General features: G+C 38.3%; 13 protein-coding genes and 1 tRNA gene. 6 read left to right on the forward strand and 8 right to left on the reverse strand.

The window, feature by feature from the left end; all coding sequences use genetic code 11:
- Positions 1-76: 76 nt before the first annotated feature.
- From hflX to Bovatus_RS11335, 3 genes are all read right to left on the reverse strand, one after another.
- The gene (gene hflX / locus Bovatus_RS11325; protein WP_004299188.1) at positions 77-1336 is read right to left on the reverse strand and encodes a GTPase HflX; all 1260 of its coding nucleotides are present in this window, start codon (positions 1334-1336) and stop codon (positions 77-79) included.
- Positions 1337-1438: 102 nt separating this feature from the next.
- Entirely contained in the window at positions 1439-2899 is a 1461-nt protein-coding gene (locus Bovatus_RS11330) for a SusD/RagB family nutrient-binding outer membrane lipoprotein (protein WP_004299187.1), read from the reverse strand.
- Positions 2900-2912: 13 nt separating this feature from the next.
- Positions 2913-6029: a SusC/RagA family TonB-linked outer membrane protein gene (locus Bovatus_RS11335; protein WP_004299186.1), complete on the reverse strand. Its 3117-nt coding sequence runs from the start codon at positions 6027-6029 to the stop codon at positions 2913-2915.
- A 449-nt stretch (positions 6030-6478) separates the two neighbouring features.
- Here Bovatus_RS11335 and Bovatus_RS11340 point away from each other — a divergent pair, with 449 nt between their 5' ends.
- The 3 genes from Bovatus_RS11340 (at position 6479) to Bovatus_RS11355 (ending at position 12787) form a co-directional block, all read left to right on the forward strand.
- A complete protein-coding gene (locus Bovatus_RS11340; protein WP_004299185.1) occupies positions 6479-7651 on the forward strand; it encodes a site-specific integrase in 1173 nt (390 codons plus the stop codon).
- A 905-nt stretch (positions 7652-8556) separates the two neighbouring features.
- Positions 8557-11355: a SusC/RagA family TonB-linked outer membrane protein gene (locus Bovatus_RS11350; protein ID WP_230328191.1), complete on the forward strand. Its 2799-nt coding sequence runs from the start codon at positions 8557-8559 to the stop codon at positions 11353-11355.
- A gap of 19 nt (positions 11356-11374) precedes the next feature.
- A complete protein-coding gene (locus Bovatus_RS11355; protein ID WP_004299182.1) occupies positions 11375-12787 on the forward strand; it encodes a RagB/SusD family nutrient uptake outer membrane protein in 1413 nt (470 codons plus the stop codon).
- A gap of 626 nt (positions 12788-13413) precedes the next feature.
- On the opposite strand, the gene Bovatus_RS11360 is transcribed toward Bovatus_RS11355, so the two are convergent.
- From Bovatus_RS11360 to Bovatus_RS11380, 5 genes are all read right to left on the reverse strand, one after another.
- Complete coding sequence (locus Bovatus_RS11360; RefSeq protein WP_004323496.1) at positions 13414-14064, reverse strand: MarC family protein; 651 nt, start codon at positions 14062-14064, stop codon at positions 13414-13416.
- A 61-nt stretch (positions 14065-14125) separates the two neighbouring features.
- Positions 14126-14818, reverse strand: a complete 693-nt coding sequence (locus tag Bovatus_RS11365; protein WP_004299179.1) for a YjjG family noncanonical pyrimidine nucleotidase — start codon at positions 14816-14818, stop codon at positions 14126-14128.
- Between the two features lie 97 nt (positions 14819-14915).
- The gene (locus Bovatus_RS11370) at positions 14916-15773 is read right to left on the reverse strand and encodes a Cbp1 family collagen-binding glycoprotein adhesin (protein ID WP_004299178.1); all 858 of its coding nucleotides are present in this window, start codon (positions 15771-15773) and stop codon (positions 14916-14918) included.
- 33 nt (positions 15774-15806) lie between these two features.
- Positions 15807-16481, reverse strand: a complete 675-nt coding sequence (gene rsmI, locus Bovatus_RS11375; protein ID WP_004299177.1) for a 16S rRNA (cytidine(1402)-2'-O)-methyltransferase — start codon at positions 16479-16481, stop codon at positions 15807-15809.
- 12 nt (positions 16482-16493) lie between these two features.
- Entirely contained in the window at positions 16494-17222 is a 729-nt protein-coding gene (locus tag Bovatus_RS11380; RefSeq protein ID WP_004299176.1) for a hypothetical protein, read from the reverse strand.
- A 140-nt stretch (positions 17223-17362) separates the two neighbouring features.
- Between Bovatus_RS11380 and Bovatus_RS11385 the strand changes: the two genes are divergently transcribed.
- The 3 genes from Bovatus_RS11385 (at position 17363) to Bovatus_RS11395 (ending at position 19284) form a co-directional block, all read left to right on the forward strand.
- Complete coding sequence (locus tag Bovatus_RS11385; protein ID WP_004299175.1) at positions 17363-17962, forward strand: thymidine kinase; 600 nt, start codon at positions 17363-17365, stop codon at positions 17960-17962.
- Between the two features lie 21 nt (positions 17963-17983).
- A complete protein-coding gene (locus Bovatus_RS11390; RefSeq protein WP_004299174.1) occupies positions 17984-19108 on the forward strand; it encodes an AI-2E family transporter in 1125 nt (374 codons plus the stop codon).
- A gap of 103 nt (positions 19109-19211) precedes the next feature.
- A tRNA-Lys gene (locus tag Bovatus_RS11395) sits at positions 19212-19284 on the forward strand.
- Positions 19285-19551 lie beyond the last annotated feature (267 nt).

Raw genomic sequence — 19551 nt, forward strand, 5'->3', positions numbered from 1 at the left:
TGTGCCCATATGCCAATGTGCCAATTCTGATGCAGTATGCGCAACCAATTGGCACATCAGCACATTAGCATATTGATTATTCTTCCTCTTCTTCGTAGGTCTGATAAAGAAAATCGTTATAGGGATATTTCTGAACGTGTAATTCTTTCACTCGCTGATAAACTACATTTTTCAGTTCGTCTATATTGATTCGTTCGCGGGCGGAAATAAAGAGGCAGTTATCCTCCATTTTTGCCATCCACGTCTTCATCAGTTCTTCGAGTGTTAAGTTTTCCTTTGTTCGGGGGGTAAGGTCGTCCGGCGCTTTCTCCACGTAGGTGTAAGCGTCTATTTTATTAAATACAAGTATCATAGGTTTGCCACTGCCTCCAATCTCTGCCAGGGTCTTGTTCACCACCTCAATCTGTTCCTCAAATCCGGGGTGGGAAATATCGACTACGTGCACAAGCAAATCTGCTTCACGTACCTCATCCAGGGTAGATTTAAAAGATTCTACCAAGTCGGTAGGTAACTTGCGAATAAACCCTACTGTATCTGACAACAGGAACGGTAGATTATCGATAATCACTTTGCGCACAGTAGTGTCTAAAGTAGCGAACAGTTTGTTTTCCGCAAACACTTCACTCTTGGAGAGAAGATTCATCATGGTTGATTTTCCCACATTGGTATAACCAACCAGTGCAACACGTATCATGCGTCCGCGATTCTTGCGTTGGGTAGCTTTCTGCTTGTCAATCTCCGCCAGACGTTCTTTCAGCAATGACATACGGTTCAGGATGATACGGCGGTCCATCTCAAGCTGTGTTTCACCCGGACCACGAAGTCCCACGGAACCTTTGCCACCACCGGCACCGGAACCACCTCCCTGGCGTTCCAAGTGAGTCCAAAGCCGCTGCAAACGCGGCAACATATATTTATACTGTGCCAGTTCTACCTGTGTCTTCGCATTGGCTGTCTGCGCACGCATGGCAAATATATCAAGAATCAGTGAAGTACGGTCCAGTATCTTCACTTTCAGTTCAGCTTCAATATTACGAATCTGTTTCGCAGAAAGCTCATCATCAAAGATGACCATTCCTACTTCACGTTCTGCTTCCTCTTCGTCATGGATATATTGTCTGATTTCTTCCAACTTTCCTTTTCCAACATAAGTCACAGAGTTAGCCGTCGGCAACTTCTGTGTAAATCGTTTCACAACTTCCGCCCCAGCCGTCTCGGCAAGGAAAGCCAGTTCATCCAGATACTCGTTTGTTTTACGCTCATCCTGCGTCTGTGTGATGAGTCCTACAAGCACTGCTGTTTCTACTTTGGCTTCGGATATTACAAATTCTTTCATTCTTTACTTCTATTATATATAATAATGTGGGCGCAAATATAACAAAAAAAAAGAGGACAATGTTTTATTGTCCTCTTTTTCGTATCATTTATGGTAATTCAATTATAAATCAAACCATAGTTTTTCCCAGATTTTCGGAGATTCTTTCGGTGCATTAATATTAGCTGTCATTTCTTCAGGACTATATTCCCATCTTCTGATCAATTCTTTTGAAGTTGCATCTTCCGGGACTTGCAATGTCGGGACCTCGTTTCCGGCAGTACCAGATCGCCTCCATTGTACAAACTCCTCAAACGGACGATCCATCAAATCAATCCATTGCTGCATATGAATCTCATACAGAGCTTTTTCCTGGGTCATCGTTGTCAATTCCGGTAAACCTGTAACATATGTATCAATATCGGATTCCGCAACTCCATAAAAAGCACATGCTTCACGAATTCCTTTCAGGTACAGTTCATTAGCTTTCGACAGATTTTGAGCAACTCCTAATCCGCGCGCATAAGCTTCTGCTTCCAAAAGTAGCTGTTCTTGACAAGAATAAATCAATTCCGGAGCGTCTCTTCTGAAAAGGTAGTTGCTTACAACAGATGACAGTAGATTTTCTTCATCATCCGTCTTTGCAGCCTCTCTATTACCCAACCCCCGGTATACACCATCCGCACCCGGTTCAAAATAACAGGGAATACGGGGATCATTACGTTCTTGCATCGGTTTCAACATATAATTGCTGGCAAAGAACAATATTTGTGTCCCCCCAACCAATTCTATAAGTTCATATTTAGGGTTCTGGTTACCCGGATCTGTAGAGTAAGGAAATACCAAATTGTCCGCTGCTGATGCAACCATTCCTCCAGCCTGCAGCAACGTACCAATAGCAGCAGCCTTAGAAGGGTCTTTATCTACCATAACCATCAATGTTCTGAATTTTAAAGACTTTGCCAAAGTCATCCATTTGTTCATATCACCTTTGTAATAGATATCGTACTCATCAATTGCATTAGCATCATTCAGATCTATAAGCTGTAATGCCTCATCAAGTAATGACAAAACACCATTCAATACACTTTCCTGAGAATCAAATTTCGGATATTTAATTGTTCCGTTCCAGGATTCTGTGAAAGGAATATCTCCCCACAACATCGTTGCCTCATACATATGCTCAGCCAAAAGAATCTTACACTGCGCAATAGCATTGTGATTCACCGGTTCTGACTCTTCTGCATTTTTAATAGCTAACATCAAATTATTGCCACCTACAGAATAATAATGTTTCCAGACATTCCCTGTACTATAAGGAGAAATAGTATATACAGATTCATCCCAGCCACCGTAATCAAGTCCACCATCAACTTGACACTGCGAACTCATAGATAAAGGAATATAAAAGTCACCACCAGTGCGTGTTCCAGCCCAGTTTACAGCTACATAGTTAAACAAATACCCGGGATCAACTTTCTCGGCAGTATTGGGATCATGGTTAATATCGAGCCAATCGCTACATGAAGTTAAACATGCCAAAGCGCTCAATGCGTATGTTAATATTTTCTTTTTCATTATCATATTCGTTTAAATCTTACAATGTTAATCTGACATTAAATCCAAAACTTCTGGTAGAAGGTATGCTGTTAAACTCTACACCACCCCCAATCTGAGAAGGACCGAAGAAGTTAGCTTCCGGATCAATATGTGGCACATGATCTTTAATAATCCATAAGTTACGTGCCTCAAAACCTAAATCCAATGATTTAACAAAAAAGCTCTTGAACCATTTGCGTGGGAAGCTATAAGACAACTGTACCTCTCTGAGTTTTACAAATGATGCATTATAGATATTCCCTTCATTATTACTAGAATTGGATATATGCTGCCAATAATCCTGCATACTTTTCACAGGAACATCATTAGGTCTATATGTTCCATCATCCTGAAGGATTACACCCGGCTCAATAAAGGAAGCATCTTCACGGTGAGCTATTGTTTCAGCAGCCAAACCGCTACTTCTTAAATTAGCTACAGTCTCTGAATACAAAGAACCTCCATGACGGATATCAATCAAGAAACTCAAGGTAACTCCCTTATAAGTAAATGTATTGTTGATTCCCATCGTAAAATCAGGATATACATCTCCTAAACGCACGTTATTAACAGTTTCTCTCAAACCTGTTTTAGAATTAATCACATAATTTCCTTGGTCATCACGTTTCCAACCCGTGCCATACAAGCCAAACGAATCTCCTTTAGCAGCCTTAATTTGTAAACCGCTCAGTCCACTCGTTAACGTATATTCATCAAGTCCTTCAGCTAACTCCTCCACTGTCTGCTTATTTGAAGCAAATGTTGCATCCAGGTCCCATTTAAAATCACGTGTTTCCACAGGAGTCAACCCCAAAGTTACTTCAACACCTTTATTGGCAATCTTCCCGGCATTAATATTATTGGCAAAGTAGCCTGTTGACAATGGGACATCAATACTTACAATCTGATTCTTTGTAATATTGCTATAATAAGTCATATCTAACCTAATTTTTCCACCGAAGAAACGCAAATCAGCTCCAACTTCAAAAGAACTTTGATTTTGCGGCTTCAAATTCTCATTTGGTAAGACACGAGGTCCCGTAAAGCCAACTAATCCCATATGGGGGAAAGTGTTAACATTACCCAGATATTGCAAAAAGTAAGTACTAGCGGGAGTATATTTAAATGCCAAATTGTACGGATCTTCATCACTACCCACATTAGCATAACTCAAACGAACCTTACCAAAATTCAGAATATCTTTGTTTTCCATCAACTCCGTAAAAATAAAACTACCACTTATGGAAGGATAGAAATAGGAACGATTATTGATCGGTAGAGTAGACGACCAGTCATTACGTCCTGTTACATTTACGAAAAGCATATCTTTGTATCCCAAACTAATATCTCCATATAAACCAACAAGACGTTTCTTTTCATAATAATTTACCGGAGTAGTAGACTTCGCATTAGTATATGTGTATAGCCCATCAACAACCAGATTCTGCGCCTGCACATTTTCATTCTTCCATTCCTCCTGATAGAGATTATGCCCCATCATTACCTTAAAATGATAGTCATTTGCAAAAGTCTTCTCGTAAGAAACCATTAAGTCATTATTTATAATTCTTTTATACAAATTCCAAGTCTGGAACTTTCCGTTCAAGGCTCCTACAGTACCTTTTGCATATACCTTACGCCTTCCTTCTGTGTAAAAATCTGTTCCGGCATTATTGGTGATAGTCAGTCCTTCAATCGGTTTATAAGTCAATGTGATATTACCAATCATACGATCTAAATTATTGGTAAACTTATTCTTATTAATAATCCAATATGGATTATTACTTTTACCTTCCGGATCTAATGTGATTTGCTTTCCATTCTCATCCACCCAATTCTTTTGAATATCATGTATATCAATAGTTCTCGGCAATCCATTAATCAATGGAATCAGTAGGTTACTATCATTTGCACCTTGCGCTGGACGACCTTCAGAGTCGGAACGTATATATTGAGCAGAAATACGACCTGTGAAGTTCTTAGTAAAATTCATACCCGCATTGACAGAAAAAGCGTATTTATTATAGTCAGATCCAGGTACAACACCAGTCTGATTAGTAGAAGTAAAGCTCAAACGGAAGTCCGCCTTTTCACCACCCCCCGCAACTGATACATTATTAATATAACTCATTCCCGTTTCATAGAAATCCTTTACATTATCAGGATTTGCCTTCAAAGTCACTTTATCACCTTTGTAATCTGTAAACTGCTGATCTTGTACCGATGAGATCTTCGGTCCCCAACCATTCAACATTTTCACATTATATACACCATAACTGCCTTGTGCATATTCATTTTGAAAGTCAGGTAACTTTAGTACATTTTCAAATCGTGTAGAAGAGTTTACTGTTACAAACACCGGTGAGTTCTTCTTTCCCTTCTTAGTAGTAATAACGATAGCACCATCCTTTGCACGCGCTCCATACAATGCTGTTGCAGCTGCTCCCTTCAATACATTGATAGATTCAATATCATCTGAATTAATATCCCCTGCACGATTACCGACATCAACTATACCATTAGTTCTGTCAGGGTTATAGGAACCATTGTCAATTGGAAGCCCGTCAATAATAAATAAAGGAGAAGAAACGGTACCAATAGACGAAGCTCCACGAATCTGTATACTTGAACTACCACCTACCGTACCAGATGATTGGGCTATTTGCAGTCCCGCAATCTTACCAGACAATGAATTAAGTACATTACTTTCACGTGCTTTAGTTATTTCATCTCCCTTCACACTAGATACGGCATAACCTAGGGATTTTTCCGATCGCTTAATCCCCATAGCTGTCACTACAACCTCATCTAGATTTTGGGAATCAGACTTTAGCACAACTTTTAAAGTTGGTTTGATCACCACTTCTTGTGTCTGCATACCAATATACGAAATCTGCAAAGTCTTTGCAGAACTTGGTACATTCGACAAATTAAAATTACCATCTACATCTGTGATTGTACCCAGAGTGGTACCTTTTACCAACACAGAAGCGCCAACAACTGGCTGCCCGTCTTCTTCAGAAATCACAACGCCTGTGACCTTTTGAGTCTGGGCAGTTACTAGGCCTATGCCCACAAAAAGGCATGCCAATAACAGCATTAATTTTCTTTTCATAAATTCTCTCTTAAAGTTTAACTTTACATTATTTGTATCTTTACTCTAACAATTTGCAAATATATTAATAAAACTGAAACTAGCAATTATATTAATAAAAAAAGGTTGCAAATATAACATTTTGTTATTTTACAAGCTGTATTTATGCCGATAAGCATATTTTTTTCAACCAAAAGCTTTGATTGCTAAAACAGCAATTGACACTTTGCATAAGCAAAATGCCTCTTTTAATATTTCTTTTACTCGTTTTTAGTCATAAAACACCTTTAAAAGCCATTCTTTTTGCTTTTTTCGTGAAAAAGCGAATAAAAAAGTGGCATTTAATTTAAAGTTTTGTGAATACCAAGTGATTTGAAGATTTATTTTTTAGAGATATTAATGCTTATTCGCCTCTGATATAGCACAGAATTACGTCTAATTTGTTCTATTATTAATTAAAAAATGAAAGTATGGAAAAGATCAGTTACAACCTTGTGTTTAACAGAAAGAAGAGATTGAATAAAAGAGGAATGGCATTAGTTCAGGTAGAAGCCTATCTGAACAGGAAAAAGATGTATTTCTCCACCAAAATATATCTCAAACCGGAACAGTGGGATGCCAAACGAAAAATGGTGAAGAATCATCCTAATGCGAATGTTTTGAATCGTATGTTATATGAAAATATAGCAGCTATTGAGCAAACAGAACTTGGACTATGGCAACAGGGAAAGTCCATATCGTTAGATTTATTAAAAAATTCTATTGATAAACCTCTAAGCAATGGAAGGTCGTTTTTGACTTTTTTTAAAGAGGAGATAGCCAATTCTTCTTTGAAAGAAAGTACCCGTCAAAATCACCTTTCCACGCTTGAATTACTTCAGGAGTTCAAGAAAGAGGTATTATTTACCGATTTGACATTTGAGTTTGTGTCTTCATTTGATAATTATCTGCAATCTAAAGGTTATCACCTTAATACTATTGCCAAGCACATGAAGCATCTGAAACGATATATTAATGTTGCAATAAATAAGGAGTATATGGATATACAGAAGTATGCCTTTAGAAAATATAAAATTAAAAGTATAGAAGGAAGCCATACACACTTAGCTCCGGAAGAGTTACACAAATTTGAGAATTTGCAGCTGACTGGAAGATATACGAGACTGCAAAAAACAAAAGATGCTTTTTTATTTTGCTGTTATGCTGGATTACGATATTCTGATTTCACTAATCTGACCTCTGCAAATATTGTTGAGTTCCATCAGGAGACTTGGATAATATACAAATCTGTCAAAACAGGTATGGAGGTACGCCTTCCTTTATATTTATTATTTGAGGGTAAAGGAATCCAGATATTGCAACGCTATAAAGATGACTTCAATAGTTTTTTCAAGTTGAAAGACAATTCTAATATTAATAAGGAATTAAACATATTGGCAGGCTTGGCTAAAATTGATAAACGTGTATCGTTTCACACCGCCCGTCATACAAATGCTACCTTATTATTATATAATGGTGCCAATATAACTACTGTACAAAAACTGTTAGGACATAAAAGTGTAAAGACCACGCAGGTATATGCGAATATAATGGATATTACAGTGGTGCGTGATCTTGAGAAAACTGCCTCATCAAAAAAATAATAATAAGCACAAAAACTAAACGAAAGTGTTCTGTTTTTAAGATTTGGTTATAGAAATGGAAGGTATAATTTTCTCTAATAGAAGAAAGTGTGTATAATTAAATGAAAGAATATGCAATATAAGTTCCGAAAACGCATATATATAATCTAAAGATACATCATAATTACGAATATTATCACTCGTCCCATTTAAAGGAATAAAGCGTTCCTTTAAAAGGAACGAGTCATTGGTCGTAGAGAAGCCCTTGCTTTCTTTAAAAGGAAAGGATTAAAAGCTAATTTATAAACTTGACAGCCTCTAATAGCTATTAAAATCCGGCATTTGGGGTTCTTTCATTTTAGCATCAGATAAATGATAAATACCTCTTTTTGCATAATTAGATGTAATTACACAATCTCTTTGATACAGAAAAAGCATATAACCATCCAATATAAATATTCATCAATCATATTCTCTGCGATTTTGGAGGATATTTGAATCCACCCCTGCATATTTTAAAATATACAGTAATAAAATATGCATTTTTTCATCTGGAGTTTTTCTTTTTCTTAGATTACCGTTTGCTAATGAATATATTATTATAGTCAATAATTATTGGATATAATTTAGAACAAGAAAACCATCTTCAACAGTTAAGATGGAAATAAGTTTTAGCTTATATCATATAAGATAAGAACTTAAATAATTAATTAATAGATGGTTATGCCCTATTTTTGATAGAAATCTGGTATCATAAATCAGTAAACTAATATGTTTGGTAGGTGCTTAATATATTGATAATCTGTATAATAACTACAACAGAAAAATATTTCCAAAGGAAAGCAAACATCATATATATTGTTAGTAATCAACATATTATAGTTGTATTTAGTTCTGCAAAGACTTTGCAGATTTCGTACATCGGTATGCAGACGCAGGAAGTGGCGATAAAGCCCAATTTGCGAGTGGTTCTCAAATCTGATGCACAGCTAATAGATGAGGTTGTGGTAACCGGATATGGGGTAACTAAAAAAGCGGCATTTACGGGATCTGCCCAAACGGTGGATAATAAGGACTTGATGAAAAAAACAGATGCAAACTTTATGAAGTCTTTGGAAGGATCAGTAGCTGGTTTACAAGTAAATAGCTTGACTGGACAACCTGGTGCATACGCTTCTACTACTATTCGTGGAGTTGGTTCAATGAATTCTGGAACCGAACCTTTATACGTAATTGATGGTATTGCCATTTACACAGACAAAATGGGGGCTTATAACAAAGCCGGGACAGGGGATATGGCGGCAAGTCCGATGGCTAATATCAATCCTAACGACATTGAGTCCATCACAGTTTTGAAAGATGCTACAGCTACAGCTATTTATGGAGCTCGTGCAGCGAATGGAGTAATTGTAGTTACTACTAAAAAAGGTAGTCTGGGAAAAGCGCGTTTTAATGTGAATGCAAAAGTCGGAACTAGTTTTGTAGGTAAGATAGATCATAATTATCGTACGACAAATCTGGATAAATACAAAGAGATCTGGACCGAAGGACTAACAAATGCAGGATATGACGGTGAGGATGGCATGACTTCTGCTGAATGGCTGAATGCCTATGTTATGGATTGGTATAATGTGGACTTGACGCAAAATATCAAGAGTGTGGATTGGCTGAAGGAGATTCTGCAAAATGGTTTTTCACAAGAATATGATATCAGTGCTCAAGGTGGGAATGAAAATTTGCGCTATTATATTAGTGGAGGATATTTTCAGAATACAGGTATCGTCATCGGAACTGGAATGAAACGCTATAGCGGACGTATTAGTTTAGATGGAAAAAGCGGGCGGATAGGATATGGACTTTCTGTGAATGGAGCACTCTCCGATATAAACAATACTATGACTGAAAGCCAATATACTAATCCTATTGTAGCAGTATATGACATCCGTCCGTTTGAACAGGTGCGCAATGAAGATGGAACATATAATACAAATGTTAATTATAATCCTGTAGCCATTAACGATAAAGAAAAAGGTGATAAACGTAATCAAAAGCAGATTACATTGGTTGTGAATCCATATTTTACTTATAATATTATTGATGGCTTAACATGGAAGACAAATGCAGGATTGAGCTTAATTGACTTGGACGAGTTCTTTTACAGTTCAATTTATAATCCTCAATATTCCGGTAGCGGTATGCTTGGTCAAAGAAATCAGGAAAGGGCAACAACCTTGACCATTACCAATACCGTAAACTTCAACCGCACTTTCAAAGACATGCATCATTTGAATGTATTGTTGGGACAAGAAGCACAGAAAATATCTTATAGAACAATTTATGCAGCTGCCAGTGGATATCCTAGTGATGCTGTTTTTGAATTGGACAATGCTTCCAAGCCAACAGGGGCGGGATCTTCAACCAAAGCAAGCACTCTTTCTTCGTTCTTTATGAATGCAGAATATAACTTGAATGATAAATATTATCTGTCAGGCAGTTTCCGTTATGACGGCTCGTCAAGATTTGGTGTAAACAACAAATGGGCTCCTTTCTGGTCTATAGGAGCAAAATACCGCATCTCTAACGAAAGCTTTATGGAAAATACCAAAAGTTGGTTGACAGATTTGACTATCAGAGGTAGTTATGGAACTGTAGGTAATCAGGATATTGGTTATTATGCAGCAATGGGATTATATAATTATGGATATTCTTATAATGGTAAACCAGGAGCTATTCCTTACCAAATAGCCAATCCGGATCTAAAATGGGAGACTGTTGCAAAAGCCGATATCGGTATCCATGCTGTTTTCTTTGAAAGACTGACACTCGAAGTAGATTATTATAACCAACGGACAAAAGATATGATATTTGATGTACCACTTTCTTACACAACTGGATTCGGGTCTATCCTAAAAAATGTAGGTGAGATGGAAAACAAAGGTATAGAATTCTTGATTAACGCTAACGTACTTAGAAATAAGGATTTCAGTTGGGATGTTCGTTTCACTGGTACGGCAAATAAAAATAAAATCATAAAACTTGCCACAGAAAAACCAATTGAGAATACTCTAACTATCAGAAAAGTTGGCGAGGCGTATAATACATTCTATATGCCGGAATATGCAGGAGTGGATCCTGAAACAGGAGAAGCAATGTGGTATAAAGGACAAGAAGGGGATGAGAAAACAAAAAATGTAAATGAGGCCGGTCAGCGAATTGTAGGTTCTGCCGATCCTAAATTTTATGGTGGCTTTGGAATGAATTTCAAATACAAAGGTTTTGACTTCTCTTTTGATACCAGTTTCACCTTGGGAAATAAAGTATATAACTCCGGATTTGCATTTGATATGCAGGTTGGACATTATTTCTTAGGTCCGGTATCTAACTATGTTTATGACAACCGCTGGCAAAAGCCGGGAGATATAACCGACGTACCCAAATTTGTAGCTGGAGACAACTCGGGAGCAGAAACTAATTCCAGCCGTTTCTTAATGAACGGTTCTTATTTGAGAATGAAATCCATGGTTTTAGGATATACTCTTCCGAAGAACCTTATGAATAAAGTGGCTATTGACAATTTAAGAGTTTATATCTCTGCTGACAATTTGTTCACTATCACTGCTAAAGATTTTATAGGATTTGATCCACAAACTAGATCTACCGGTATGCAGTCTTGGGCATATCCTGTACCTAGAAATATCATGTTCGGTCTTAATCTTAGCTTCTAAAAAATAACTTTAGAAATTTATGACAATGAAGAAAATATTATTTGCTTTATTAACCGGTTGGATGGCAATTTCATTCACCGCATGCGATGACTTCTTGACAGAAACGCCATCAACTTCTGTTCCGACAGAAGAAGCCTTGGTTACTACCCAAGATTTTCAGAATGCTTTAAATGGTGTATATTACACATTAGGTTCATATCGTTTTCTGGGACGTGATGTATTAGCAATTGGAGATGCGCCAACGGATATCACTTCACATTCCGTTGCAACGTCCCATTTCTATGACATCTTCCGCTATCAGATACTGGATACTAATTCATACATAGAAGAAATATGGGCATACGGATATTGGGCTATCGACCGTTGTGCACGTATCATTAAAGAAGGTGCTTCATTTAAAGAAGTAACAAAGGGGGATCTGACAGAAGTGGAAGGATGCATCGCTCAAGCCTATGCAATTAAAGCCCTCTGTTCTTTCTATTTGACTAACATGTTTGGTTTGCCATATTCGGAAGCCAACAAAACGACATTAGGTATCGTAAACGTTACTGAGCCCGTCCCTGCCTATTCACAGGTGTCAAGAGTTAGTGTAGAACAAAATTATAGCCTGATTCTTGATGATATAACGAAGGCTAAAGAATATTATGCTAAAGAAGGTGTTGAAAATGTAGGTAAACAGTATATGAATACGGCTGCAGTTGCTGCACTTGAAGCTCGCGTAAAACTCTATATGAAAAATTACGAAGGGGCTATTACGGCGGCTCAAGAGGCAATAACCCTAAGTGGTGGTACAATTGTATCAACCAAAGAAGACTATAAGAATATGTACACGACATTGGCTGTTTCGACAGAAGACATTTTCTTTATAGCAAAAGCCGAAGATGATTATTTATCTGCTAATGCTCTGAATACTTTATGGAATAAATACGGTTTGTCTATTAACAGCGCAACAATAGCAGAATATTCATCTAATGATATTCGTCTGGCACTTCTTGGCGGTACGTGGACTGGTGGAAAAATGCGTGGTATCACAACCAATAATCAGATTTCTAACTTGCCGGTTTTCAGACTGCCTGAAATGTATTTAATACAGGCAGAAGCATATGCAAAACAATCAACTCCTGATTATGGTAAAGCTAAAGAAAAACTGTTGGAAGTAGCGGCAAAAAGAAACCCGGATTTGGATGATAGTGAAATTGCAGAGGATCAGACGATTATTGATGTGATTGACAAAGAAAGAAAATTAGAACTGGTTCAAGAAGGACATCGCTTCTTTGATGCAAGAAGATTAGGCAAAATTATTAGTGTGGCAGATGGAGCGTATACTAATTTCAACATTGCCAAATTTGTGTACCCAATACCTTCTTTTGAAGTTAATTCAGGTTTTGGAGTTATACAAACAGAGGGATGGAGTGATAATCTACCTCGATAAAACATTTTTTAATATTGCCTCCATATAAGGATAAGTTTTAAATAAGTAGATGAGACCTGCAATTTTAGAATTAATCGAAATTGCAGGTCTTATTATTTATAAATATATACATAAATAGTTTTACGTAAGAAACATTTACTTCAACATCGTATCGAATAATGGGGAGAAGGAGCACGTCTATTAGACTACAGACGTTATATTGATCCGGAAGACTGGGAAATGACGATGATGATTCCAATGACAGAGTTCGACGGTAATGAAAGCTTAAATATTGCCACTGATCAGAATCCATAAACAATTCACTTCTTTTTAATGAAATAAAAAAGAGTAGATACAATATATCCAATTCCAAGATATAAAAAAGATACTGATTTATAAAGGTAAAAATGAGACTAAACTCTTTGGCAAGCCTTGGAGTTTTAGTCTCATTTCTATTAAGGGGGTTATAAAAAAACTCGGGAATCTATTTTTTACAAAAGTAATTTAAAATAAAATATTCCTGATAGTTGTCATCCATTTACGGCTTTATTTATATATATCTTATTAACTTCTATAAGGGTAGTTCATTTTTTACAGCAAAGATAAATTTCATTTTAAGGACTCTTCAACCCTTCTATCTTTTATCATCAAGGAAGCATCCCCTCTCTCACAATATCCACCAAAATCGGTTTCAATCCGCTGACGAAACATTCCACCGCAATTACCATCAGAATCAATCCCATGAGGCGCATCATTACATTGTTTCCCGTCTCGCCCAATACGTTTACCAATTTCGTAGAAGCACGAAGAATAAAGAAAGTCAGCAGATAAATCAGGGCAATAGTGCCGATCAAAATTCCCTTCATTTCATAAGAATGTGCATCCTGCATCAAGACAATAGCATTGGCAATCGCTCCGGGACCGCATAACATAGGAATGCCGAGAGGAGTAATGGAGATATCATCCGCATACGTTTTGATTTCTTCATCTTTCAGTTTCATTGGTGTATAACGGGCTTGAAGCATATCAAAGCCGATCTTGAAGATAATCACCCCACCGGCAATACGGAAGCCATTGGTAGAAATACCGAAAAACTTAAAAAGAAACTGCCCGGCAAAGACAAATACCATTATTGTAATAAACGACACAATGGTGGCGCGACGTACGATAGACTGACGTTCCTTATCCGTCATACCATGAGTCATGGTAAGGAAGACAGGCATCGTTCCCAATGGGTTGGTCAATGTAAAGAATGAAGTGAAACAAAGTAAGGCAAAAGGCAGAAGCGTACTATCCATGATTATATCGTATTTTATGCAAAATTAAAACGCAACAAAAATACGACTTAATCCAGAAAACCTATAATAAATCCATTAATTCTTTCAAGGAATGTATGTGATAAGTGGGAAGAAAAGGGAAAGTAGTCCGTTCCGTCACATTGTAAAAAGCCTGATGCATCCCTACTCCGTGCGCTCCGGTTATATCCGCTTCCCAACTGTCACCAATCATCAAGGATTCGCGCAATTCGGATTGAGTGGCAGACAAGGCAAAATTAAATATTGCCGGCCAAGGCTTCAACACTCCGAGATCTTCCGAAAGAATCACTTTTTTGAAATACCCGTCCACTCCTGCCGACCGCATCTTGCATGATTGCAATTCACGGAATCCATTGGAAAGGATATAGAGGTTATATTTAGGAGCAAGATATTCCAATACCTCCTTTGCATGAGGCATCAAAGTACTTTTAGTGGGAATAATCGCGAAAAAATCTTTCGAGAACTGTTCGGCAAGCGCTTCATCTTCCACTCCCACAGCCTGTAAAGGATAAAAGAAACGTTGACGGTTCAATTCATCTTTCGTTATTTTTCCTTCGCCGTACTCAATCCAAAGTTCGGTATTTCTTTGCTGATAAAGGGTATAATAATGATCGAACGAATCAAAATAACGGTCGAATGAATATTTCTGATATACTTCTTCAAAAGTATCACGGGCATTTTGAGAGAAAGCCCAGATGGTATCATCAAGATCAAAAAAAAGATTTTTATATTTCATCAGTAGTTATGCGTATAATAAGAAACAAAAAAGCCAATGTGCTAATTTCTTGAATCCAGGAATCAGCACATTGGCAATTCAAAAAGGGATGTCTACCTTATTTTACTTGAATAACCAAGTATCTGGATACACTCCAGAATTCAGTAGGATTAGTAATCTTCAATGTCAACTGGCCTTTGTCATCTTTTACCAATTCATAAGAACCGGACGGATGAGTAGTCAGTAACTCAGCACGTTTAGAGTACAACTTGATTTCTTTGGTTGTACGGATATCGATTTGAGTGAAATAATCCTTATTGAAATCAGCGCTCTTCAATACATCTCCGCTCTGAAGAATCTTTTGAGCTTTCAATTCAGATTTAGTACCGAATACGAACCAGGCAGCATTCAAGCTCTTTTCCTGTTCAGCAACGGTTTTAGCTTTCGCTTCGTTTTCTGCAGCCAACGTTTCTTTAGCAGCAGACAAGTCGCTGACAGCAGCATCCAATTCCTGGATACGGATATTCTTGGAAGCCAGTTCTGTTTGAAGTTCTTCGATACGTTGTTGTTTAGCGTTCAATTCAGCAGTCAAAGCAGCAACAGCTTTTTTCATCTGTGCAGAATTGTAATTGCTGTTCTTCAACTGTGCCTGCAACTTTGCAATCTGCGCTTTGTTTTCTTCCATCTGTTTAGAGATGAATTCGATGTCAGAAGCAATCTGTTGCTTGGCGCTGGCAGAGTTTTCAGTGATGGTTCCACGTTGCAAGTCAACACGACTTTCGGCAGCATTGATCTTACGGAAACCTTCCTGAACTTCATTGAAAGTACCCATCATATCATCCAGTTCAGCATTGCGCTGGTTCAGTTCCATCAAAAGAGAATCATTTTCAGCTTTCAGGTCTTTACTTCCACCTTTAAAGCTATCACACGAAGCTAACATGGCTACGCATACAAATAAAACAGCTAACTTTTTCATACGTTTACGTTTTACGTTTTTTAATGAAATTATTTAATCATCTATTCCTGCTAATACTATCACAATCTCGCCCCGGGGTTCGGTAGCGGTAAAGTGTTCTATCAATTCAGCCAAACTGCCCCGAACTGTTTCTTCGTGGAGCTTGGATATTTCACGCGACACGGTTGCCTGACGTTCAGCACCGAAATATTCGGCAAACTGTGTTAACGTCTTCAACAGACGGTGGGGTGATTCATAAAACACCATCGTACGGTGTTCTTCCGCCAATGTCTTCAGTCGTGTCTGCCGTCCTTTCTTCTGGGGGAGAAATCCCTCGAAGCAGAACTTCTCGTTCGGCAATCCCGATGCTACGAGTGCCGGAACAAAAGCGGTTGCTCCCGGCAAGCACTGCACTTCAATACCGTTGCGCACACATTCACGAACAACCAGAAATCCGGGATCGGAAATTCCAGGCGTTCCGGCATCCGAAATTAGTGCCACCGTTTCACCTGCCTTTATTCTATTAACAACACTTTCCACCGTTTTATGTTCATTAAATTTGTGGTGGGATTGCATTGCATTCTTTATTTCAAAGTGTTTCAACAAGATACCGGAAGTACGTGTATCCTCCGCCAAAATCAGATCGACCTCTTTCAGGACTTTGATAGCCCGAAAAGTCATGTCCTCCAGATTCCCTACCGGCGTAGGCACTACATATAGCTTTCCCATCTTGTTTTTGTTTTATACTGATTGATTAAAATATTTCTTTAGTAGCTCCAGAAAGTCGTTCACCGCCTCCTTTTCTTCATTCAATTCGACTTTCGAGGACAGAAATGCGACTGCAGTCTTGTAGGAACTCATTACTGATATCTGTTCGATAACCCGATTCATCAAATCAGTGTTGCCTCCGAACAGTTCACGAGAAAAACGGAAAGAATCATTCAAGCTGATAGCATGTCGCAAGCCGGCAGACAGTTTGAGACTTTCTCCCAACACAGCCGATTTAGGTTCTTCCTCTTTCACAACAGTTTCAACGACAGGTTCCTCAACAATTGCCGGTTCCTCTTTTTTCCCTTCTTCTTCTTCTTCTTCTTCTTCTTCTTCTTCTGCTGCTGCTGCTGTCTCTGCAGCTGCCGCTATTACGACAGGTTTCTCTTCCGCAACAATGGCTTCTCCTTCCTCATCTTCTTTCACAACAACCGATTCGAGAGATTGTATAATCACGGGGGAATCCTCTTCAGACCCGGCAACTTCATCCTCCTCTTCCGCTGTCTCTTCCACAGCTGACGGAGAAATTACCTGAACAGCATCCACCTCCTGCTGCAGTTCGTCCAAACGCCCCTGCATCCGTGTAATGCTCCGCTTCAACAGTTCAGACAAAGTCGGAGTCGGCTCCTTGGTAAATGAATCCATGAGATACTTCAACTCATGAACATCCAACTCAATATCTGTTAATAGCTTCTGTTTCATGTCAGTCCATTGTTTATACGGTGCGAATGTAGGAATAATTTATGCAATAACTTAAAATAATGGATAATTTAACAGTTCTTGCACATTGAATTGCTTACCTTTGTCCACATATTTATTTAATCAAGAAAACACAAAATCTCATGGTATTATTTTCAGAAGACCACATACAGGAGACTAGAAGAAGAGGCCGGATCGAAGTAATCTGCGGTTCTATGTTCTCCGGAAAGACAGAGGAATTGATTCGCAGAATGAAGAGAGCGAAATTCGCGAAACAACGTGTCGAGATATTCAAACCTGCTATCGACACCCGTTATTCAGAAGAAGACGTAGTCTCTCACGACAGCCATTCTATCGCCTCCACTCCCATCGATTCGTCAGCCAGCATTTTACTGTTTACTTCTGAGATAGATGTAGTAGGTATTGATGAAGCACAGTTCTTCGACAGCGGTTTGATTGATGTATGCAACCAGCTTGCCAACAATGGAATCCGTGTTATCATTGCAGGATTGGATATGGACTTCAAAGGAAATCCGTTCGGACCTATGCCACAATTGTGCGCCATTGCCGATGAAGTCTCCAAAGTTCATGCGATCTGTGTGAAATGTGGTCAGCTGGCTTCTTTCTCACATCGTACAGTCAAGAATGAGAAACAGGTTCTTTTAGGCGAAACAGCCGAATATGAACCTCTGTGCAGGGAATGTTATCTCCGTGCACGAGGGGAAGATGAGCAGAAAGTATAAACTCTATAAAAGAAACAGATTATGGAAAGGAAAAAGATAACATTTGACAGTTTTATACGCGGTTCCATCGGATGTATGTTAGTTGTAGGAATATTAATGCTCGTGGAACGTCTTAGCGGAGTGTTATTGCCTTTCTTTATTGCGTGGCTGATAGCTTATATGGTCTATCCGTTAGTCAAATTCTTCCAGTATAAGCTACGATTAAAAAGCCGCATTATTTCCATCTTCTGTTCCTTATTCCTCATTACGGTTATCGGAGTCACTTTATTCTATCTATTAGTGCCGCCGATGATTTCGGAAATAGGCAGAATGAACGATTTGTTGGTGACTTACCTCACCAATGGAGCCGGTAACAATGTACCTAAGAACCTTTCTGAATTTATCCACGAGAACATTGATCTTCAGGCGTTGAACCGTGTATTAAGTGAAGAGAATATCCTGGCGGCAATCAAGGATACCGTCCCCAGAGTGTGGACTTTGCTTGCAGAATCTCTCAACATTCTATTCAGCATCCTTGCCTCCTTCATTATATTATTATATGTAATCTTTATATTATTGGATTACGAAGCAATAGCTGAAGGATGGTTACATCTGCTACCCAATAAATACCGTACGTTTGCCTCCAACCTAGTTCACGACGTACAGGATGGTATGAACAGATATTTCCGTGGACAGGCTTTGGTTGCTTTTTGCGTAGGTATCCTTTTCAGCATTGGCTTCCTGATTATCGATTTCCCCATGGCTATCGCTTTGGGACTTTTCATCGGAGCATTGAATATGGTTCCTTACTTACAAATCATCGGTTTCCTGCCCACCATTCTATTGGCAATCCTCAAAGCTGCCGACACCGGACAGAACTTCTGGATTATCATTGCATGTGCATTAGCTGTCTTTGCAATCGTACAAATCATACAGGATACCTTCCTTGTCCCCAAAATCATGGGAAAGATTACCGGACTGAATCCTGCCATCATTCTTTTATCTCTTTCCATCTGGGGTTCATTAATGGGAATGCTCGGCATGATCATCGCCTTACCACTAACAACTTTAATGCTCTCCTACTACCAACGCTTTATTATCAACAAAGAAAAGATAAAATATGATGAAGCCGAAACTACTGATAATCAAGAAACAAGCCATAACTAGGAAAAATAATTGAAACTTTTTTCTACGGAATGCTTGCAAATTAAATAAAAGTAACTACCTTTGCACCCGCAATCAGGAAATAACTGATTCGCAAATAAGGATTGATTCGCTAGCTCAGCAGGTAGAGCACAACACTTTTAATGTTGGGGTCCTGGGTTCGAGCCCCAGGCGGATCACAAAAATAGAAAAAAGCCTCTGATTCTCAGAGGCTTTTTTCTTACTTTACGGCTTTACTCCCCCAATTTCCTAATCATATTTTTCGCAAAATATTTTCTATTCATGTGTCTAATTAGACACTTTCATCTTCTATTTCAATATATTCAATATGTTTTTTCAAAAAAGTTGGATATCTCTTAAAATTTGACTATTTTTAGCGACACATAGTTGACAATAAAAATAGCACATAACATAAATATGGGTCAAACTAATCAAATCAATAGGTT

The organism is Bacteroides ovatus, assembly GCF_001314995.1.
Taxonomy (GTDB): domain Bacteria; phylum Bacteroidota; class Bacteroidia; order Bacteroidales; family Bacteroidaceae; genus Bacteroides; species Bacteroides ovatus.